Raw genomic sequence first — 20,510 nt, 5'->3', positions numbered from 1 at the left:
GAGGTCGCCGGCGGCGGGCCCGCGACACCCACGGGCGGGTACCTGGCTTTGACGATGTCGGCGGCCATGAGATCGTGCCCGGTGGCGGCCATGTAGCTGCCCGGCGGTGGCCAGCAGTTCTGCCCACTGGCGGCCAGGGGTTCTGCCCGCGTTGATGTCCGCTCCTGTCCGGGGTCCGCCCGGGTGGGGTGCTCCTCCCACTCGACTGCTCGTTGCTGACGAAGCCATCGAGCAGGAGGAGCAGGTGAAGTCTCGCGAGGAGATCATGGAGATACTCGAAGCGTTCGACCTGACAGGGTCGTTCCGGGATGCCGGCGAGCTGGCCGGTTGTTCGCATCACACCGTCGCCGCCTACGTCGCCAAGCGCGATGCCGGGCTGTTGCCGGGCGAGGGCGCGGTGCGGCGGGAGCGGATCATCGATCCGTTCTTGCCGAAGATCGAGGAGTGGGTGGAGCGCTCCCAGGGCAAGGTCCGCGCCGATGTCTGCCACGACAAGCTGCAAGCGCTCGGCTTCGACGGCTCGGACCGAACGGTCCGCCGGGCCGTCGCCGACGCGAAGCGCAGCTTCCGGTCGGGTCGGCGGCGGGTGTATCGGCCCTGGATCCCGGAGCCGGGCATGTGGGCCCAGTGGGACTGGGGCACGGGCCCGGTCATCGACGGTCGGCCCACGAACCTGTTCTGCGCGTGGTTGGCGTGGTCCCGGTTCCGGGTGGTGATCCCGACCTGGGACCGGACGTTGCCGACGGTGATCGCCTGCCTGGACCGGGCCATGCGCGCCTTCGGCGGCGCACCGACCTACTGGCTGACCGACAACGAGCGCACGGTCACGATCGACCACGTCGCCGGCATCGCCGTCCGTCACCCGCAGATCGTCGCGGTCGGCGGGCACTACGGCATCACCGTCGCCACGTGCGTGCCCGCGGATCCAGAGACCAAGGGCGGCTCGGAGGCAACGGTCCGGATCGCGAAGGCCGACCTGGTCCCGACCGACGCGAACCTGCGGGCCGACTACACGTGCTGGGCCGAACTGGTCGAGGCGTGTGAGCAGCTGATGGACGAGGTGAACGGCCGGGTTCATCGGGTGACCCGGCGGGCGCCGGTCGAGATGCTCGCCGAAGAACGCCAGCGGCTGCACCGGCTGCCCGAGCGGCCCTACACGACCGTGCTGGGCGAGACCCGCAAGGTCTCCTGGACCTCCACGATCAGCTTCGGCGGCGTCACCTACTCGGTCCCTCACCAGCTCGTCGATGAGACCGTGTGGGTCCGCGTCGACGGCGACGAGGTCGTCGTGTGTCACTGCCCGCCCGCCGGTGTCACCGAAGTTGCGCGACATCGCCGGGGCACCCCGGGCACGCCAGTGATCAACGACGCCCACTACCCACCACGGCCCGACGGACCGTTGGCTCGCAAGCCGAAGCCGACGAGCGCGGCTGAGACCGAGTTCCTGGCCATCGGCGAAGGCGCTCGCAGCTGGCTGGTCGAAGCCGCCGCTGCCGGCACGTCCCGGGTGAAGGTGAAGATGGCCGAAGCCGTCACCCTCGCCCGCCTCCACGGGACCGGCCGGGTCGACTGGGCCCTCGGCCACGCCGCCACGTTCGGCCGCTTCGCCGAGGGTGACCTGGCTTCGATCCTGGCCGCCAACCCACCCGGCCAACGCCGCACCGCCGACGACGTGCACTCGCTCCAGCCCGGCACCGGCGCCTGGCACCAGCTCGGAGGCGACCGATGACCGCGGCACCGATCGACGAGGTCGTCGACCTGCTCCGCACCCTCCGGCTGCCCCACATGCGCTCCGCGGCACCGGAGCTGTTGGCCACAGCCAAGGCGCAGCGCTGGGAACCCGCCGAGGCCATGCGCGCCCTGCTCGCCGAGGAGCTCGCCGGACGCCAGGCGTCTTCGATCCGGGCCCGGCGCAAGGCCGCGGGGTTCCCGACCGGGAAGACCTTCGACGTGTGGGACGAGGGCCTGTCATCGATCCCGGCGCCGACCCAGCGGGCACTGCGCACGCTGGAGTGGGTCGACCGGCACGAGAACCTCGTCGTCTGCGGCCCGTCCGGCACAGGCAAGACCCACTTCCTCGAAGCACTCGGCCAGGCCTGCGTCGACGCCGGCCACAAGGTCTCCTGGTTCAGCCTCGAGCACCTCGGCGCCCTCGTCCGCCGCCACGGCGCGGATGACACCGCAGGCCGGGCGATCAAGCGGATCATGCGCGCCGACGTGATCGTGATCGACGACATCGGCCTCCTACCCGTGACCACCGAGACCGCCGAAGCCCTCTACCGGGTCGTCGACGCCGCCTACGAGAAACGCTCCATCGCGTTGTCCTCGAACCTGCACCCGGCCGGGTTCGACGAGCTCATGCCCAAGACCATCGCCAACGCCACCGTCGACCGACTCATGCACCACGCACATGTCGTGCTCACCGCCGGCGACAGCATCCGCCTCACCCAAGCGACCGCCGGCAAGGGGGTGACGCCTCTGGCCTGACGAGCTACGGGCAGAACCCCTGGCCACGGCTGGGCAGTTCTGTTGGCCACGAGCGGGCAGGTCTGCTGTCCGTCACCGGGCACGTCCTACTGACCGTTGACAGACGATGCGACGGGAACCGCCGTGCGCGCACTCCCCCGGTGTCCCGCGTACTCGACCCCACCACTGGGGGAGATCTGGGGGAAGCCCACCTCGGAAGAAAAACGGCGAGGGGCCCCGATCCTTCAAGACCGGGGCCCCGCAAGCCGTTTCGGTGGTCGGGCTGGGGAGATTCGAACTCCCGACCTCTTGACCCCCAGTTCAATGAGGTCGCTGATGTCTGGTGTCGTTCAGTGTCGCTCAGTCCTCCTACCAGGACTTTCACGATCCGTTGAGTCCGTCGAGTAGGCCCGAATCCGCCCCGTCGTCAGACTTCTGCATACATTTTGCATACATCGCGAGGAGGCCGATGGGGACCGGCATGCGGTCCGCGCGTCCCGAGCGTCGGCGTCGATCGGGGACGGTCGGCACCGCGATTCTGGGACAGTGAACCCGTTGAGCACTCCCCCACTACCCGGCGTTCGGTGATGGCTCGCGCGGGTGGGCGGGCGGAGCGGTATGGGACGTTGTGAAGCCGATCGTGTCTGAGCGATCTTCACCGGGGCGGACCTGGAGTGTCAGCGCGTGCGGAGGGCCGGAGTATGGGTTCAGGCGATCACGGCGACGCCGAACAGGAGGAGGAGTCCGGCGGCGAAGCCAGCGCTGAGGACGGCCTTCTCCCTTGCGGTGGGTGAGGTGGTGATTTCGGGGAGGAGGTCGGTGGCGGCGATGTAGATGAAGTTCCCGGCGGCGAAGGGCACCAGGAAGGCGATGTCGATGCTGCCGCTGACGCCGTAGGCGATCAGTCCACCGGCGAGGAAGGTGAGCGCGGAGATGACGTTGAAGAGCAGCGCCCGGCGTCGCTCCCAGCCACTGTGGATGAGGATGCCGAAGTCGCCGAGTTCCTGTGGGACCTCGTGGGCGGCGGCGACGAGCCAGGTGACGATGCCGACGCGGTGGTCGAGCACGAAGGCGCTGCCCACGGCGAGGCCGCCGATGAGGTTGTGGAGGCCGTCGGCGACGAGGATCAGGTAACCGAGCGGGCGGTGGGCGGCGACGGGGCGGTGGCAGTGGTGCCAGTGGAGGTACTGCTCGAGGAGGAAGAACGAGTACAGGCCGGCGGCGACCCAGGCCCAGACGGTGAGGTCGTTGCCGAGCGCGTCGATCGACTCCGGGAGCATGTGGAACAGCGCGCCGCCGAGGAGCGAGCCGGCAGCGAGCGCGACGAGGGGTAGGACCAGCTTCTTGAACGTCTCGGCCGGAAGGACGAGGGTGAGGCTCCCGGTGAGAGCCAGGGCGCTCATGGCGAGACCGGAGACGGCGATCCACGCCAGCGTCGACATATGCCCGGCACGCTACGTGGCGGGCTGGTGACCCATCACGGCTGTCGCTCGGAGGGTGCTGGACGGAGGTCGCCGCCGTGGCGCTGGAGCACGTCGAGGGCGGCATGTGGGTGGCCGTGGCTGCAGACCGCCACGAGCACCTCGCCGGGCTGCAGTCGGGTGCGGGCGATCTGTTCGTGCACCGTGAGGGCGTGTTCCTCGCGAGCGACACCGAGGTAGCCGCCGAGCATGGCTCCGCCGAAGCCGGTGGCCGCACCGACGGCGAGGAGGCCGCCGACACCGACCGCACCGACGACGGGGACCAACGTTCCCACGAGCGCGAAGCCGGCGAGGAACCCGACGACGGCGCCACCGCCAGCGCCGAGCTCGACGTCGTGTCCAAGGTCGGCTTCGGCATCGTGTTCGAAGGCGACCTGTCCTGGCCCGTGAACCGCGACGCCGAGGTGGTTGCTGCCCAGGCCCAGCTGGCGCAGCTCGGCCACGGCGGCTTCGGCCCCGGCACGGGTCCCGAAGACGGCGAGGAGGTGGTCGTGATCCTGGTGGGCGCGGAGGTCGGCATCGTCGAAGGGGGGACGGTGCAGGCGCTCGACGATGCCTGCCTCGTCCGGGCCGGCGTTGGGACCGTAGGGCATCGTGAAGGTGCCGAGGGGCTCGCCGGCCGCGTTCGTGAGGGCGAACACCACCGCCTCGTCGGCCGGATCGGTTGGCCCCTCGAATCGGACCACCTCCACCACCGCCAGCTCGGCCGGATCGTGCTTGGCGCCGGACCCAGCAGCCCGCAGATGCGGTCCGTCCGCGATGAGATCGTCGCCGAAGCCGGTGCCGGCCAGGCGCTCGAGCGCTTCACGCATGGTCTCCATGCGCGAATGCTGACAAACCGCTGGTGGCTGCCGACAGGGCCGAAGGTCAGGACCAACAGCCCTGGGCACCCCGCACGAGGCTGGCCGACAATGGCTTCATGGAACGCGTGATCGCCACCCACCACCATGAGGGACACGAGCTCGACGTTGTCGAGTTCATCGATGACGACTCGGTCACCATACGTTTCGTCGTGGACGGCGAACTCCTCCCCGTCGGTTCGCATCCCGATCGCGCCCCGACCGAAGACGAAGCCGCCTCCTTGCTTGGAAGCTGGCCCGAAGACGCCAGCACCGAGGCGCCGTCTCCACAGGTGGCGTACCACGGTGGTCTCCACCCCCGGGAGGTGATCGCTCTGCTCGAGGCCCTCGACGACGAGCACAAGGCCCACGCCACCTACCGCCAAGTGATCGAGGACTTCGGTGCGGTCCGTCCCTTCATCAACATCGTCGACTCCGAAGCTCGCCACATCGCCGCCCTCACCGAACTCATGCAGCGCTACGAGGTACCCGTACCCGCCAACCCGTGGCCGGGGAAGGTGACGCGCTACCACTCGGTGGCCGACGCCTGCGCCGACGCCGTCAACGCTGAGATCGAGAATGCCGCGCTCTACGACCGGCTCCTGGCGACCACTGACCGGTCCGACATCCGCGAGGTGCTCCACAACCTGCAGGAGGCATCCCAGGACCGTCACCTCCCGGCCTTCCGGCGCTGCGCCGAGCGGGAGCAGGACCGCTCAGGCCACCATCGAGGCGAGTATGGCCACCGGCATCGAGGCCACGGGTAGTCACAACCAGCCTCCAGGGCCGACGCATCACATAGACATAGACACCGATCGATGGTTGATCGGTTCGACGCCGCTGGCGCTCAGGTGGCCCCCCGAGAGCCTCAGGCGAGGAGACTGCGAAGCATCCACGCGGTCTTTTCGTGGATCTGCATGCGCTGGGTGAGCAGATCCGCCGTCGGTTCGTCGCTGACCCGCTCGGCCACAGCAAACACGGACCGCGCCGTGCGAACCACCGATTCCTGACCCTTGACCAGTCGACGGATCATCTCGGTCGCGTCAGGACGGTCGTCGTCCTCGACGACCGAGGACAGAGCGGCGAACTCGCGGTAGCTGCCCGGCGCGACCGCTCCCAAGGCACGGATGCGCTCGGCGATCTGGTCCACGGCCAACGCCAACTCGACGTACTGCTCCTCGAACATCAAGTGCAGTGTCCGGAACATCGGGCCGGTCACGTTCCAGTGATAGTTGTGCGTCTTCAGATACAGCGTGTACGTGTCGGCCAACAGCCGCGACAAGCCGTCTGCGATCTCTCGGCGATCGTCTTCGTCGATACCGATGTCCATGTTCAGATCAATCGTCGTCATGAACCAATAGGTACCGATTCCCGGCAGCCGACACCAGAGTCCAACGTCCCGCTCGCGACCGAGGCGCCAGGCGCCTGTGGTTGCGTGGGCGGCGGCTCAGCAGTCAGTCCCCCGCCGCGTCGTGAGGGGTGACGGCCTCGAGGTCGGCGGACAGCGAAGACGGCGAATGCCGACGATCGCCCGGCTACAGGGCCTCGAGACACCGGACGGCCCGGCAAGCGGGTCTATTCGTATCGAGTTCAGGTCGAGGGCTCAGGATTCTGGGTCTGCGGTGGCGTGGTCGGGGCAGTCGACGCGTAACTCGTGAGTCTCGAGCCTCGTATCGAGCAGGTGACAATGAGCGGGGTTGCCGTCGGCAGGGGGTTGGTAGTGGCGGCAGCTGAGGCAACTGCGATTGATGGTGATGACGCCGGCCTCCTGGAGGCGGAGGATCTCCTGGAGCAGGACTTCGAGGGCCGTCCCACGGTCGAGTGCTCGAGAGTCATCCGACCTGGGCCGAAGTGCGCGCAGACCGTCCCGGATCCTGTCTGCGCTGGCCTGTCCGGTGTCGGTGAGGCCAGCGATGGTGATGCGCCCGTCGTCGGGGCTTCGCCGTCGTTCGAGGAGGAGCTTGCGTTCGAGGGCAGCCACGGCGTCGCTGGCCGTCGGCTGAGACACGTCGAGCTCGCGTGCGAGCTGTCCGACCGGGAGCGGACCGAGGTGGTCCAGTCGGTCGATGATCTCGATCTGGAGGGTGGTCAGGCCCAGATCGGTGGCGATTCGCTGGCGTGCTGCTCGCAGGGCACGGCCGAGCCGCTCGATCGCGTCGAGGAGCTTCCGGTCGACGTCGGCCGTGCCTGCGCTCATGGTGGTCAGTCTCGCGGTCTCACCAGGTCTCCGGGGCGTAGGGCTGGGACCAGAGGGCGATTGTGAGGGTGACGGCCTTGAACCATGCGATGTACATGGCGTCGACCTCGGCGTCGGAGTGGCCCTTGGCCGCCAAGAAGTCGCGGATGGTGGCGGTGATCGGCCAGATGAAGGCGACCATGTAGCGGAGCGGGACGTGGGTCTGATCGGACTGGACGTCGTCGGTTCGTCCCATGGTCGTGACGTGTCGTTGCGCGATCTCGTGTTGGTAGGCGAGCCAGGTGTCGTCCCAGGCTCGGCCACAGAGGTCGCGGATCCACTGTCCGAAGCGCTCGCGGACGGCGGCGAGGTAGTCGCCCGACGGCGTGCCGTCGGCGCCATTGAAGGACTGGACGAGATGCGGGTGGCTGCCGACGTAGCCATACCAGAGGTCGAGGATGGCGTCGACCTGGTCCTCGAGCACCTCGCCGGCGGTGCGCAGCGCGGCGGCGTCGTCGTCGGTCCACAGCAGCGTCTGCAGCAGCAGGTCGAGATCGGCGAAGCTGACCGGGGATGCGGGCAGGTCCGCGCCGTAGCGGTAGCCGGGGATGGTGGTAGTCACGGTGTCTCCTTGGGCAGAGGTTCGGTGGTGGGAGGGGCAGGGCAACCGGTGCCGGGATCGCAAGTCAAGTCGGCCGGATCCGGTGTGGGTTCGTCGATCAGGCGGGCGATATGGGCGCCAAGCGCGAGGTCGTCGACTTGGCCGAAGGCGTTGAGGCGGAGGCGCCCGCCACGGTCGATCAGCACGAGGCTGGGCGTGCCTCGCAACCCGTAGCGCCGCATCGTCACCGGAGCGCCCCCGTCAGGAGACGACTCGTCGACGCCCACGGGGAAGGTGATCCGGTACTCGTGCAGGAACGCCTCGAGCGAGACCGGGCCCATGGCGTCGTGATGCTCGAACACAGTGTGCAGCCCGATCACCGCGATGTCCGAGCCGAAGGTGGCAGCGACGCGCTGGACTTGTGGCAGTCCATGGGACACGCAGCCCGGGCACAGCATCTGGAACGCCTCGATCACGACCACGCTGCCCCGCTGGTCAGCGAGCGACATCGGGCCTGGAGTGTTGAACCACTGCGACACGGCCAGCTCGGGAGCACTCGATGTAGGAGGAAGCACACCGAGTATTTATAGGATTCCTATGTATTTGTCAACACCTCTGCGGCCCGCGACCGCCCACCAAGTGCCGGTCGATGTCGCCCAGTCCGGGCGCCCCAGATCGTCGTCCCTAACCGCGTCGCCGACGACCGGCGCTTTGCGGGCACTAGGTGTGAGGACGCCTGTAGCGCCACGCAGACGGCACACCCCCTCAGAGCATTCCGCTCACGTGGTCGGCGACGCCGAGGTGCCTCAAAGTTCCTGCCTGCGGGGGCCGGCTCCTACTTCGGAGATTGCGAAGCGTCCTCAGGAGGTCTTGCCTCACCGGAAGCCGGACGCGCTAGCTCGAGCACGAAAATGCCCTACAGGGAGTTCCTTCTGCGCCCCGAGGAACCTGTGGACGGTGCTGTACCCCAACGGCGCGCCCTGCACCCCGGTGCGCGTATACACCCCAACGTCGCGCCCTGCACCCCGGCGCGCGTATACAGCTGCGTCGCAGCAACAGAGCGGCCTTAGCCTTCGGGGGTTCTAGAACTGTACGGCCGCTTGCGGCCGGCGAGCGCTCTTTCCAGGGCAAAGGTGCTCGTTCAACGCAAGCCGACACGCCTTACAAATGGCCGCGACAGCGGTTCAGAGGCTACAGACGGAAGCAGCGAGCGCAAGAAGAGACGGTGTCGAGTTTCGGGCAGGTCGGACATAATCTCTATCCGGCGCTGCGATAGTCACGTCTTCGCCGAATTTCGAGTATGTGTGCGTGGTCGAGCTCGTCGAAGTGTCCCCGTGCGACTCGATGCTCGTGACGGTTTCAACCTGGGCGACGCGACCGTCATCGTCAACATCAACCCGCGAACGGGTAGTTATCACGGCGCTATCATCGGAAGCCGACTGTCGGTCGTCGACGATAAGGGTGTCGCCCTCTTTCGAGAAGGTGCGCTCTTTCGAGGCCGCCTCGCCAGTTGTGAGCAAGCCGGTCTTGCCTGCGCCGTCGAACTCTACCCATGGACGGCTCAAATCAGCGCCGCTGACGTCGAGTACATAACAGGCGTCTCTCAGGCCGATCGCCAAGGGAAGGAGCGAGGTGGGTCCCACCTTGTCGCCCGGAAGGTCCAGTGCGGGGATTGCGCCGGGAGACCCGTCCAACACCTGCAGGGCCTCTGCGCAAACAGTGTTACCACCGGCCAGCACAACGACCGCTCCCGCTTGCCAATCGACCCACTTCACCGCCTCGCTGGCACATGCCGTGCCCGACTCGGAGCCGGGAGCCGTCTCAGAAACGCTGATTCTCGCAGCCTGCGTAGAGCGAGTTCGCTCGACAGCCTCCTGCAACCGCTCAGCGACAGAGACCGATTCACCGCCGGAGTTGCAGGCCGGTATCGAGGCCACGACCACTGCCATGGCGGCCACCCACGTTCGACCGACGCTTGACTTCCGCAAACTGAATCCCGCTTCGCCGTACGTGGTTAGGTCCCGGTGACATCGTACACGTCAACCCACGGGCTCCCGTCGGTGAGCCGATAGCTCAACTTGACGACGTCCCGCAGCCGTTCATGCTCAGCCAGGACCTCGACGGTGTCTACCGGGGGATCATAAGCGTGATTGACCACTACGTACGCCGAGTCGCCCCCACCAATCGGAGCGACCGTGTCTGCGATCAAGGACTGGCCGTCAGAGAGTTGAAGCCTCACGGTGTGGACGATGCCGTCCACGACGCCGTAGTGGTACTCCGTGCCGACGTGCTCCTCGAGCCCTGCGGACAGCTGCGGGTCATCCATCAAGTCTGCCGGCAGTGGTGGAACAGCGAAAGACGAGGAACTGGTCTCGCCGCATATGACTCCTCCACCGCCCTGCAGAATGACGAATACAGCGCAGCCTTCGCCCGTTGCGGGATCAACGTTGGTCATCAGTGCCCAACCGTCCTTTTCTGCGGCGACCGTTGCGGTCGCCAGCAGGTGATCCATGGAACTGACCGCAGGGTCCTCGCCTGCGACGGTTGTGTGGATGTCGCCGTCCAGCAGTGCATTGGACCCTGGCTCTGACTCGTGGGCCGCCGCGCTCGGCCAGCCACCCGCCATACCAACGGTCAGAGCAAGGCTAATACCAGCGGCAACTACACCTGCCACGATGGCACGACGTGTGGGTCTAGTAGACATTCGGCCTTCTTCCTAGGTGGATGAGGCAAGCGAGCTTATTTGGACGTACCACAGATTTCCCGTGTTCAGCAGATCCGGTGTTCATGAAGCGCGTAGGTTGCCGGAATCACTTCAATGAGATCGACCGGATCCTGTGGATCGAAGCTCTGGTTGATGATGGTCGCGTTCTCCCTGCCCTGAACGGCAGAGTCATACTGGCATTGACTTTCAAATCCCGGCTTCTGAAACGCGAAGTCCATGCACGTGATCCGTTTCGAGGAGGGTTGAATGTGGGAATCTCGGCACGAGCCGACCGCCACCGGGACTTCCCGTCCACTCGATACGACGGTGAAGAGAGCTTCATGGGTCATTGACCGAGTGACCGTGCTCAGGCCTGGGATCACGAAGATGGACGAGTAGGACATGTCCCAGAAGACCTTCTTAACTGGGAAAGATCCGTAGATTCCCAGCTGGGTACTTCCCGCCCGGTGCAAGACATTTACGAAGTCAGCGTCTATAAGCCGGTGCTGATCGTCTCGGTACGCAGATTCTGCACCGGCGGGAGTTACAGCGAAAAGCGCGCACAGCAGCGCCAGACATGCGCCCGCCCACATGAGCCGACCGAACCTCAGCTCCCGATTTACCCGTTGAATCGGGCGAGTCATCGCATGACCTCCACTCGCGGGACTTGGCCTGCACACCCGTCGACGATCGGATGCGGAGTCGCAAGATATTCGCGCAAGGTTATTGAATCCATAGCCCTTTCGGGTCATACATGCACCCGTCCTGTTGGTGGTCGAGGTTCTCTATCCCGGCGGCGAACCGAGTCCGACCGTGCCCGCAAAGTGCCGAACCGCCACAGGTCGTGAGCGCGTCCCCGAATGTCGTCCCAGATCGCTCCGGCGGTGACGGTTATCGGTGGAGGGTGAGTCCCGGAACGCCGTCGAACACCGCGTCGGCGGTGAGGAGCGGCGCACCGATATGAACTGCGGAAGCTGCGATCCATAGGTCGTTGGCATGGACCGGTTCGTGGAGCGCGTGTCCGACCTGGCGGCACGCGTGACGAAGCTCAGCGGCGGTGGTCAGCATGGCATCACTCACTGGCACGACTGTCGTCGCCGCGATCGACTGCTCCAGCCGCTGTCGGCGTTGGCCTCCCCAACCGGCGACGAGGGCGCCGTAACGCAACTCGGCGACGGTGACAGCGGCGAGGAAGTTCTGGTTGCCGGCCATGAGATTGACCTGGGGCTCGAAGCGGGCCCGTCGGCGTCGGCTGATGGACGCGCTGAAGACGCCGGTGTCGACGACGATCCTCACGACTTGAGCGCTGCGGCGAAGGCGTCGTCTTCGTCCTCGGAGAGCTCCTCGATCAACAGCGAGTCGATCGAGTCGAGCGCCGGAGCCGCGTCGAGCTGATCGTCGGTCAGATCAGCGGGCAGCAGCGAAGTCCCGTGCGGGGCCTCGCCCGAGGGTCGGACGGCGTCACTCACGACCACCAGGTTACGCCCTGGAGCCGAGGTCAGCCTCCTGCGACGAAGGCCACGACCACGTAGGCGGCGTGGCGGTCGAAGTTCTGGCGGCGGCGGTCGTAGATGGTTGTGGTCCTGGGGTCGGAGTGCCGGGCGGCGGTCTGCACGTCCCGCAGCGGGACCCCGGCGTCGAGGGCGGCCATGATGAAGGCCGCTCGCAGCATGTGGGGATGTACGTGCCCGAGGCCGGCGCGCTTGCCGATCGAGGCCACCCATCGGTGGGCGGTGCGGCGATCCAGGCGCTGACCGTCCCGGCGGCGAAGAATCGGCCCTTCGTGTCGCTCGCCGACGACCAGGTCGATGGTGCGTGCCGTACGTGGGACGAGCGGGATCGTGGCGGGCTTGTTGCCCTTGCCGGTGATCCGCAGGATCCGGTGGCCCCGCTCGACGGCGAGGTCTTCGACGTTGGTTTCGCACGCTTCGCTCACCCGGAGACCATTCAGACCGAGCAGCACGGCCAGCGCCTGGTGCGCGAAGTCGTAGTGGTCGGCGGCGGCCAGGAACATGCCGAGCTCAGACCGGTCGAGCCCTCGAGCGTCGGAGGGGTGGACCTGCGGGCGGCGGACGTACTCGGCCGGGTTCGAGCCGATCCGGCCGTCGATGTGAGCGAACCGGTAGAAGCCGCATACCGTCGAGAGCCGGCGGTCGATCGTGGATGCGGCGAGGCCTCGTTTCTCCATGGATCCTCGCCACAGCTCGATGTGCGGACGGGTCGCGGCGAGCACGGGGACATCGTGGTCGGCGGCCCACTGGAAGAAGCCGCGCAGGTCCTGGCGGTACGCCTCGAGAGTGCGCCCGCTGTAGCGGGCCAGGAAGGACGCGGCAGCGAGCTGCGCCTCGTCGAATCCGGCATCGTCGAACGGCGTCTGCACCGCCGAACCGGTCGCGAAACTGATTGTGGTCATGGCTGGATCTCCTCATGGTGTTGGGAGATCCAGCAGACGCCTCATCCGCCGCAGAGACCAGCGCGACCTACCGGTCCATCAGCCGGCGTTGGGCGGCACCCTATGAAGCGGGGGTCTCCGAGCCATAGGGGGCACCTGGCTTCACGACCATCCCCGGTTACACGCACCACGCAGCAGTCCTCATCCTCCGGGGTCAGATCCTCGGTGCTCATTGAAGAGAGCACCGCCAACTGCTGGTCAGGCTTGCCGCGCACGCACGCGGTCTACCGAAGCCCACAACCGATCGCGAGCACCTACAAAGACCTCTTCAGCACCCATTCAACGGCCACATGGTCCTCACCTCGGGCGTGCTACTCGGGTGTGTCAACCGCCATGGCACCAGTCGGGGCCGTCACCGAGGTGTCCGAGGCTACGGGTGCAATTGTGATGTCGGTAGATGAATTGGCCGTTGCGACAGCCGATCTTAGCGAGAGCTACTCTCATCCAGTGCAGCAGATGCACGCCGGAACGCGCGGCTATTTCGATCGATCCGGCCCTTGTCAGCCAGTGAGCCCATCAGATCTCTTGTCTCGGTGAGCCATTCGTCTTCAATTCCGCGGTCTTTCGACTCTGCTATCCCCGTCGACACCGAGTCGTCAATGGCAGCATCGTCTTCCTCCTTTGCGATGGCGAGGACGACGCGGGAGGAGAGCCCAAACCTCAGGCTTGAGTATGTTCCTTCGGGTTCAAGTTGACGCCACTCGCCATTGCGTTCTGCCCAAAAGGAGCCATCTGCACGCTCCTGGGCGGGGACGCTCTTACCGCCATTCATGAATTCTCCTCACTGATCGCGAACACCGTGACCTTGTCACGAACCCTACCAAGCGAGATCGCTGTCAGAATCGTAGGTACTGTACGGACCCCAGCACTGGACACGAAAGATGAACGGCGGGCCTGAACACCAAAGCTGCTGATGCTTGTTGAACGACGTGTCCAGGTACTCGTATTGATCGGCCCAGAACGGATAGTTGTCGCCGCTCCTGTACGCCTCAAAGCGAACTGTAAGGTAGCCGTATGGCCAACTCGACCCATATCCGTGCATGTAGAGGACATCATTAAAATAGGTCGCCTCTGCCTGGCACATATCTCCGGCAATCGCAGGAGATGCCCGCCCGATCACCGAGAAGCCTGCAGCAGCTCCCGCTCCGACCAAGCGCTGCCGCCTGCTTAACGTCGTTCGCATTACTACTATGCCCCCAGCTGAATTACGGTCGGACGATGTGCCAAAATCGAGCAAAACGACCCAATCTACCCACCGAAAATACCATCGAGTGACCAGCACGTCAACCTTGTCAACACTTCGACGGAGCGCGTGCCCAAGTTTCTGTCGACGATGCTGGCTTCCACCGGCCTAGGCCGGTCGTTCCGGTACCTCGTGCACGATGTCGATACCGCGGTCGACCTCCTGGGAACGCACGCATCGCGACTGAGCCAGGCTGGCTCCGAGACCGGCGGACGCCCAGGTTCGCTTCAAGCTTGACCTGCCACCGAACGGTCCGGTCATGTCGCCTGGGCACGGCCCGCCAAGTGCCGTTGCGTGACGGCCGCGCTGACCATCCCCGAATGTCGAGAAGGCTACGCGACTACGCCAGGGAGAGCCCGCGTGACCGGGCCGGTGGGTCTCGCAGGATCACGTCGTTCATGCGGACTGTCATCGCCGTGATCGAGTGTCGCTCGGCCAGCCGAGCGTCCTCTGGCTCGGGGCCCAGGAGATCGTCACCCTCGTAGCCGACCTCGAGGCGGTAGGTCTCGATTGCCTCGGCCGACTGCCACCACGCCGAGGCCCGGACTCGGTCGTCAGGGATCGAACCGAGGGCGTGCACGAGGTGCGGTGGTGGGTTCCGGCCGATGCGCCCGAGATGTCGGGCGAGCAGGGCGTCGGCGCGCTGCTCGAACTCGGTGAGCCGATCGATCTGGGCTCGATGGCGGTCGGTGAACAGCCGGTGGGTGTCGGCCTGGTCCTCGAGACGGTCAATGGCTTCGTCGAGTCGTGCGAGTCCGGAGCGGTGCCGCTCGACGGTGGTCTCGAGGACCACGCGATCGGGATTGGCGCGCCCGAGTCGTTCCCGCAGTCCTCGTGGGCCGAGCGCCGCGAGTTGCTCCTCCGATCGAACGAGGAGCGCTGCCGTGTCGGAGCGTTGGCGCTTGAGCGCGGCGAGCTCCGTACTCGGGTCGGGTGGACCGGAAGCGAGCAGCACGCGCAGCGAGCGCCGCTCTCGGAGCAGGTCACCCAGATCCGGCTCTCCCCGACCGGCCGTGTTGCCAGCGAGGTCGATGGCGAGCTGTTGTCCTCTCGATCGGCGGAGTGCGTCGGTGACGACCTCGAGGGCGTCGGGTTCGAGGTGAGGGCTGGTGTGCTCGGGGGTCTCGTCTCGGTCTCGGCCGACGACGTAGAGGTGGTTGCCGAGCCGGCCCCGTGAGAGGCCGACGTAGCCGAGCTCTCGGTAGAGGGCGTCGTTGCCGAGGAGCAGCGCTCGGTCGCAGGTGAGTCCCTGGGCTTTGTGGGCGGTGGTGGCGTAGCCATGGGCGAGGTGGCCGGCGTCGAGATACTTGGCCGGCACCTCGCTGCGCGCTCCCGTGTCGAGCTGCACAGTCACCGTTCGGTCGTCGGCGTCGACGGCAGTGACTGTGCCGACGCCGCCGTTGGTGAGCCCGCGACGCTTGTCGTTGCGGAGCGCGAGGATCCGGTCGCCCGCCTGGAAGGTGCGCTCGCCGTCGGCGGTCGTGACCTCGGGGCCGGTGAGTCGTTCGTCGATGGTCATGCGGGCGCGGGCGCGGGCGATGGCGTTGAGCGCTTCGACGTCGACCCAGCGGGCGGCGATCATCACGGCCTGTTCGCCGGCCACGGTGGCGGCCCACCAGTCGGCGACGATCTGTTGGCGGACGTCGGAGGCGGTGGGCGCGGTGACGACTCGGCCGTGCTCTTGGTAGGCGGCGAGTGCGACATCGACGTCACCGTCACGCAGTTCCTTGAGGGCGGCCTTCTCCCATGCCTCGCGTTGGCGGTGGTTCTCGCTCAGGTGCAGGGTGTCGAGCCGATTGGTGAACCCGCGAAACGCGCCGCCGGGGCCGATCTCCTCGAGTTGCTTGTGGTCGCCGACGAGCACGACCTTGGCCCGGGCGGCGTGGGCGTGGTCGAGGAGTCGGATCATCGTGCGAGAGTCGACCATTGCGGCTTCGTCGATCACGACCACGGCGCGCTCGGGTAGGCCTCCGTGCTCCCGGTGGGAGTCGAGGTCGATGAGCAAGCGAGCGATCGTCGACGACGGGATGCCGGCCGACGATTCCAGCTGTGCGGCCGCTCGGGCGGCGAGGGCGCAGCCGATCACCGTGTGCCCGGCGGCTTCCCAGGCGTCACGAGCGGCATCGAGGCAGAACGTCTTACCGGTGCCGGCCGGTGCGTTGACGACGTCGACGCCGGCACCGGACGTGGTGAGCGTGGCGACCAACCGGGCCTGTTCGGTGCTGATCGTCGGCCGCGCGGCCAGCGCGCCCGCGAGGTCGGCTTCGTCGACGACGCCGACGGTGTCGTGGATACGGGACACGGCGTCGTCCATCATCCGCTGCTCGAGGGCGACCAGCTCTCGGGTGGAGTAGATCCCAGCCTTGGCGATGCCCGCCGTGGCCAGGTCTCCCGTGTCCGATGGACCCGACACGGACACCACCTCGGCCCTGGCCAGGAACTCATCCGCCAGCGCTTCGACCTCGGCCGGTGGGAGTCCTTGGGGGAGGTGGTTGGTCCATTCGATGATGACCGAGCAGCGGCTGAAGGTGGACGCCTCGGCGGTAAGCCCGTGGGAACTCTCGAGCTTGCGGTGCACGGCTTCGATGTCGGCTGCGGTGAGGATGGTCGGCGCGCCTCGGTCGAACAGGTCGGGGAACTGATCGGGCTCGTAGCCGATGGACCGGGCCTCGTCGACCCAGCGGTCGCGTAGCCCGACCGGGCTGGTGCCGAGGTCCTTGGGCTTGCGGGTGTCGAGCGCGGCGATCTCGGCGGCCTTGGGTGAGGAGTAGCCGAGCTCGTCGAGCTGGGCCTGGATCTGGGCGCGCCGCTTCGAGAAGTGCCGCAGCACCTCGGGAGGCATGGCGGCGACATCGGCGATGCCGTCGGACACCGGTCCCCACTCGATCCCGAGCCGCTTCGTGAGGAGTCGGCGCAGCTCGGCTTCGTAGATGGACCCGCCGGCCTTGGACTGGCGGTAGAGGACCCGGCCGTCGAGGGTCGTCCAGCCTCCGGTGCTGTTGTGGACCATGTTGGCCGTCACGACATGGGTGTGCAGATGTGGGTCACCTTCCCGCGAGGTGCGGTGCCGGAACGCCGCCGAGATGAACTTCCCGTTCCTCTCGGGGCGAACGCCGTCCTTGCCCCGGCGGGTCCAACCGGCGGAGCGTTCCATGAAGGCGAGCCCTGCCTCGACGGCCTCGTCGTGGCAGTCCCGCACAACCCGGCTCAGCTCCGGATCACCGAGACCGAAGAGCAGGGACACGGACTTCGGCGCTCGGAAGCACAGGTCGTAGCCCGCGATTCTCCGGTTCTTGGCCGCGAGCCGTGTCCCGGTCGCCGGGTCTTCGCCGGCGATGATCGAGCGCAGCGCATCGGCGTGCACCTCGCCGTCAAGGTCGAACTCCGAACGTCCGGATCCGAGCCAGACGCCGGTCGCCTCACCGTGTCCGAGGTAGTACTCCTCGGGACTCTGGGCGATCCCCTTCAGGACGTACTCCGGGTTGGCCAGCTTGCCGATGCTCAGCACGACGACCACCCCGCCAGACATTCACGATCGCGTTCACGATCCGGTTCACGACCGACTGACGCATCCGAGGATGCAAGTTCGTGTGTTCTCTTGGCGGGTGAGGAGAGCCAGCGGTTCCGGGCCGGGGGACGCTCGATCGGGACGGGGGTGGTGGCGCTCATGGCTGTGGCTCCTGGGCGTCGACGAGGAGCGTCAGCTGGTCGGTGGTTGGCGACGGTCGAGTGCGTCGGTCCGGCGCTGGTCGTCGAGGCGGGACTGCCGGCGGCGTGTCGTTGCGAGGTGGCGTTCTGGCGAGACCTGCGGGCAGCTTGAGCACGTAGCCAGCTGCGCCGAACCGGCCTTCGGTGCGATCCTGCGCCCGCCTTCGGACGAGTCCGGCGTCTCCGAGCCGTCGGAGCGCGCCAGCCGCCGTGTCCTTGCTCACCGACACGGCAGCGGCAACCGAGCGAGCGGTCTCCCGGGAGACGAGGTCGTCGCCGTCGACCTGCGAGCAGAGGGCGAGGTGCTCGAGCACGAGCCAGGCAGTCGGTCCGACCCTGGCCACCACTTCGAACGCCCTGGCGTCGATGTGGAGGAGGACCGGCATCACCGCTGAGCTCCGAGCGGCTCCTCCACCAGGTCGTGGACGGCTTGGCGTGGGATCAGGATCCGACGCCCGAGACGGATACATGGGAGCTCGCCGAGGCGGACGAGCTCGTAGGCGAGGCTCCTCGAGATGCCGAGGAGGTCGGCGGCTTCGTCCACCGTGTACGTGAGGCGGTCGCTGGACATGGGGGCTCCTCTCGGGAGCGGCCAGTCCGCTCCCTTCACCCCACTAGGCTTTTTCAGGGGCCAAAACATCGCGCGGCGATCGCGGGTGTCACGCGATTGCAAGCTTCGCCCACGGTGGCGGACGCCGACGGACGATCAGCGCGAATCGACCTTCTGCCCTGTCAGCTCACGACGGCGTCGACGAAGGCGCCCACGCGACTCCCCTATGCCCGTCGACCGCCAAGGATCTCGCGACGGAGCTCAGCTCGCCCGGAGCGAGACGCACGAGCGTCGCGCCGTCGAAAGGGATTACTTGGGTCAGGTGTGGGCGAGCCGGTCGCTGACCAACCGGTTCAGGCTCACCCGCTGCTCGGCCGCCTCGAGGACGAGCTTGCGGTGGAGGGACTCGGGCACACGGACGTTGAACTTGCCAGAGAACGTCCGCTCCGAGATCGGCTCGGGCACGGGTTCGCCCGAGGCCCGCATGTCCTCGACCACGTCGGCAACGAGGGCCACGAGTCCACGGAGTGCCTCGGTCTGGTCCTCGTCCAGCCACGACAGCGAAGGGAACTCGGCGACGGTGGCGACGAACTCGCCGTCTTCGGCCGACCACCGAACCCGGTAGGCGTAGTGCGTCGTCTCGGTCACTTGGTCTCCTCCTTGCTCAGCTTGTCGATGGCCTTCAGGACCTGCGTCACCTGGTACGGCTTGGCCTTGCCGCCCTTGGCCCGTTGGATGTTCACCCGGGGATCGCCGGGCCACGGTGTCTTGAACACGGCATGGGAGGTGCCGCTCTGACGAGCAGCACCGAAGTAGTGCTGGCACACGGTCTCAAGATCCGTGTACCTCACGTTGGTCTGTGAGTTCCGCATGGCGGCCACGAGCTTGTCGATCTTGGCCACAGCAGGATGGTACCGCTATTGGTACCAGTCGGCAACAGCTACTCGAACACTCCGTCGATGAGGTCGCCGGCGCGCCGGTGCTGCTCGGAGACCGTGTGGGTGTAGGTGTTCAGCGTGATCCCGATGTCGGCGTGGCCGAGGCGCTCCTGCATGATCTTGTCGTCGCCGACGACCACCCGGCCGATGGACTGGGCGGTGTGGCGCAGGCCCTTGGGCGTGAGGCGGGGCACGCCGGCATCTTTGGCCAGCCGCTCCATGATCCGGCCGACGTTGTTGGGGTCGATCCAGCCGCCAACCTCGCTGGTGAAGACCAACTCGACGGCGCTGGTGTCGAGGCCGAGGACGACGTGCTCGGCCGCCTGGCGGGTCCGGTGCTCTTCGAGGACCTCGACGGCGCGCTCGCCGATGGCCAGGATGCGGTCGCTCGACTCCGTCTTGAGGTCCTTCATCACCGGCCGGCCCCGCACGACGGCGAGCTGCTGGGCGACCTCGACGGTGCCGTGGTCGAGATCGAGGTCGCTCCACCGCAGGCCGAGCAGCTCGCCCCGCCGCAGCCCGGTCACGAGGCCGAGGTGGAACAGGGCGTAGAGCCGGTGCTCGCGGTTGGCGGCGAGGAACGTCTTCGCCTCGTCGACGGTCCAGCTCTTGCGGGTCGTCGCCCGCTTCGCCCTCGGGGGCTGGGTGAGCGCGACCGGGTTGCGACCGAGGCGTCCTCGCTGCACGGCCTCTTCGAGCGCCATCGACAGCACCTTGCGCACGAGGCGGGTCGACGTGGCGCCGAGTCGGGGCTTCTCCCCTTCCAGCGCGCCGTTCAGGTCGACGATCCAGTCGTCGAGGATCTCGGGTGTCAGGTCGCGCAGCCGAACGGCGCCGATGAGCGGGACGATGTGGCGCTCGACGGCCCAGCGGTACTGGTCGAGTGTCGACTGCTCGACCCTTCCCTCCTTCGAGCGCAGCCACACGTCGACGACGAAGGCCTCGACGGTCTCGTCGGCTGAGCCGGCCCGCCCGGCGGCCACCGACTTGGCCAGCTCGGTGGCGGCCCGCTTGGTGTCGAACGTGCCGAGCTGGCGGACCTTGCGCCGGCCGGTCGACGGGTCATAGCCGCCCTGGCGCACCGTCCACTTCCCCCGCTGCCGCTGCACCGTGGGCTCGTCGTGTGGCACCCATTCCATACATCAGAGATCCTACGACATACATTCTGCATACATCGAGGGTTCGAGGCCGAAAACGAGGAGAGCCGGTTTCCGAAGAAACCGGCTCTGACCTGGACTTTCTTGCGTCGGGCTGGGGAGATTCGAACTCCCGACCTCTTGACCCCCAGTCAAGCGCGCTAACCAAGCTGCGCCACAGCCCGTGGGACGGTCGAATCTACTCCCCTGCTGCTG

21 protein-coding genes and 1 tRNA gene are annotated in these 20,510 nt (G+C 67.0%); 4 read left to right on the top strand and 18 right to left on the bottom strand.

The annotated features are described in order from the left end of the window. Positions 1-244 precede the first annotated feature (244 nt). Positions 245-1,729, top strand: coding sequence for an IS21 family transposase (gene istA, locus RGQ06_RS16595; protein WP_432430655.1), 1,485 nt, complete (start codon positions 245-247; stop codon positions 1,727-1,729). Then, positions 1,726-2,487: an IS21-like element helper ATPase IstB gene (gene istB, locus RGQ06_RS16590; protein WP_432430656.1), complete on the top strand. Its 762-nt coding sequence runs from the start codon at positions 1,726-1,728 to the stop codon at positions 2,485-2,487. The genes istA and istB overlap by 4 nt, the downstream gene beginning before the upstream one ends. A gap of 686 nt (positions 2,488-3,173) precedes the next feature. Here istB and RGQ06_RS16585 read toward each other — a convergent pair. Next, positions 3,174-3,908: a ZIP family metal transporter gene (locus RGQ06_RS16585; RefSeq protein WP_432429362.1), complete on the bottom strand. Its 735-nt coding sequence runs from the start codon at positions 3,906-3,908 to the stop codon at positions 3,174-3,176. A gap of 77 nt (positions 3,909-3,985) precedes the next feature. Between RGQ06_RS16585 and RGQ06_RS16580 the strand changes: the two genes are divergently transcribed. Together RGQ06_RS16580 and RGQ06_RS16575 are read left to right on the top strand one after the other, a co-directional pair. Beyond that, a complete protein-coding gene (locus RGQ06_RS16580; protein WP_432429363.1) occupies positions 3,986-4,879 on the top strand; it encodes a hypothetical protein in 894 nt (297 codons plus the stop codon). Next, on the top strand, positions 4,867-5,553 hold the full coding sequence (locus RGQ06_RS16575; RefSeq protein WP_432429364.1) for a ferritin-like domain-containing protein: 687 nt from the start codon (positions 4,867-4,869) through the stop codon (positions 5,551-5,553). The genes RGQ06_RS16580 and RGQ06_RS16575 overlap by 13 nt, the downstream gene beginning before the upstream one ends. Positions 5,554-5,654: 101 nt before the next feature. On the opposite strand, the gene RGQ06_RS16570 is transcribed toward RGQ06_RS16575, so the two are convergent. From RGQ06_RS16570 to RGQ06_RS16490, 17 genes are all read right to left on the bottom strand, one after another. Next, the gene (locus RGQ06_RS16570; protein ID WP_432429365.1) at positions 5,655-6,137 is read right to left on the bottom strand and encodes a Dps family protein; all 483 of its coding nucleotides are present in this window, start codon (positions 6,135-6,137) and stop codon (positions 5,655-5,657) included. A 252-nt stretch (positions 6,138-6,389) separates the two neighbouring features. Next, positions 6,390-6,983, bottom strand: a complete 594-nt coding sequence (locus tag RGQ06_RS16565; protein ID WP_432429366.1) for a MarR family winged helix-turn-helix transcriptional regulator — start codon at positions 6,981-6,983, stop codon at positions 6,390-6,392. 19 nt (positions 6,984-7,002) lie between these two features. Further along, positions 7,003-7,584, bottom strand: a complete 582-nt coding sequence (locus RGQ06_RS16560; protein WP_432429367.1) for a protoglobin domain-containing protein — start codon at positions 7,582-7,584, stop codon at positions 7,003-7,005. After that, positions 7,581-8,072 carry a peroxiredoxin family protein gene (locus RGQ06_RS16555; protein WP_432429368.1) on the bottom strand — a complete coding sequence of 164 codons (492 nt, stop codon included), beginning with the start codon at positions 8,070-8,072 and terminating at the stop codon, positions 7,581-7,583. The genes RGQ06_RS16560 and RGQ06_RS16555 overlap by 4 nt, the downstream gene beginning before the upstream one ends. Before the next feature lie 675 nt (positions 8,073-8,747). Next, on the bottom strand, positions 8,748-9,512 hold the full coding sequence (locus tag RGQ06_RS16550; RefSeq protein WP_432429369.1) for a hypothetical protein: 765 nt from the start codon (positions 9,510-9,512) through the stop codon (positions 8,748-8,750). A 65-nt stretch (positions 9,513-9,577) separates the two neighbouring features. Beyond that, on the bottom strand, positions 9,578-10,075 hold the full coding sequence (locus RGQ06_RS16545) for a hypothetical protein (protein ID WP_432429370.1): 498 nt from the start codon (positions 10,073-10,075) through the stop codon (positions 9,578-9,580). Positions 10,076-10,332: 257 nt separating this feature from the next. Continuing rightward, positions 10,333-10,860: a hypothetical protein gene (locus tag RGQ06_RS16540; RefSeq protein WP_432429371.1), complete on the bottom strand. Its 528-nt coding sequence runs from the start codon at positions 10,858-10,860 to the stop codon at positions 10,333-10,335. A 298-nt stretch (positions 10,861-11,158) separates the two neighbouring features. Beyond that, positions 11,159-11,563, bottom strand: coding sequence for a PIN domain-containing protein (locus RGQ06_RS16535; RefSeq protein WP_432429372.1), 405 nt, complete (start codon positions 11,561-11,563; stop codon positions 11,159-11,161). Continuing rightward, positions 11,560-11,736: a hypothetical protein gene (locus RGQ06_RS16530; RefSeq protein ID WP_432429373.1), complete on the bottom strand. Its 177-nt coding sequence runs from the start codon at positions 11,734-11,736 to the stop codon at positions 11,560-11,562. The genes RGQ06_RS16535 and RGQ06_RS16530 overlap by 4 nt, the downstream gene beginning before the upstream one ends. Before the next feature lie 29 nt (positions 11,737-11,765). Then, entirely contained in the window at positions 11,766-12,680 is a 915-nt protein-coding gene (locus RGQ06_RS16525; protein WP_432429374.1) for a tyrosine-type recombinase/integrase, read from the bottom strand. A 1,622-nt stretch (positions 12,681-14,302) separates the two neighbouring features. After that, positions 14,303-17,491: a MobF family relaxase gene (gene mobF, locus RGQ06_RS16520; protein ID WP_432429375.1), complete on the bottom strand. Its 3,189-nt coding sequence runs from the start codon at positions 17,489-17,491 to the stop codon at positions 14,303-14,305. Between the two features lie 136 nt (positions 17,492-17,627). After that, positions 17,628-18,056, bottom strand: coding sequence for a hypothetical protein (locus RGQ06_RS16515; RefSeq protein ID WP_432429376.1), 429 nt, complete (start codon positions 18,054-18,056; stop codon positions 17,628-17,630). Then, positions 18,056-18,241: a helix-turn-helix domain-containing protein gene (locus tag RGQ06_RS16510; protein ID WP_432429377.1), complete on the bottom strand. Its 186-nt coding sequence runs from the start codon at positions 18,239-18,241 to the stop codon at positions 18,056-18,058. Before RGQ06_RS16510 ends, RGQ06_RS16515 begins: the two co-directional genes overlap by 1 nt. A 297-nt stretch (positions 18,242-18,538) precedes the next feature. After that, entirely contained in the window at positions 18,539-18,868 is a 330-nt protein-coding gene (locus tag RGQ06_RS16505; RefSeq protein WP_432429378.1) for a type II toxin-antitoxin system HicB family antitoxin, read from the bottom strand. Further along, positions 18,865-19,122, bottom strand: coding sequence for a toxin HicA (locus tag RGQ06_RS16500; protein WP_432429379.1), 258 nt, complete (start codon positions 19,120-19,122; stop codon positions 18,865-18,867). The genes RGQ06_RS16505 and RGQ06_RS16500 overlap by 4 nt, the downstream gene beginning before the upstream one ends. A 38-nt stretch (positions 19,123-19,160) precedes the next feature. Further along, on the bottom strand, positions 19,161-20,297 hold the full coding sequence (locus tag RGQ06_RS16495; protein WP_432429380.1) for a tyrosine-type recombinase/integrase: 1,137 nt from the start codon (positions 20,295-20,297) through the stop codon (positions 19,161-19,163). A 107-nt stretch (positions 20,298-20,404) separates the two neighbouring features. Then, positions 20,405-20,479: transfer RNA gene (locus RGQ06_RS16490), tRNA-Pro, on the bottom strand. Between the last annotated feature and the right edge of the window lie 31 nt (positions 20,480-20,510).

Origin of the sequence: Salinilacustrithrix flava (assembly GCF_041228405.1) — a bacterium.
GTDB classification, from domain to species: Bacteria; Actinomycetota; Acidimicrobiia; order Acidimicrobiales; family Salinilacustritrichaceae; genus Salinilacustrithrix; species Salinilacustrithrix flava.
The sequence above is the reverse complement of the archived record's forward strand: the minus strand, read 5'-3'. Positions and strand labels throughout refer to the sequence as shown.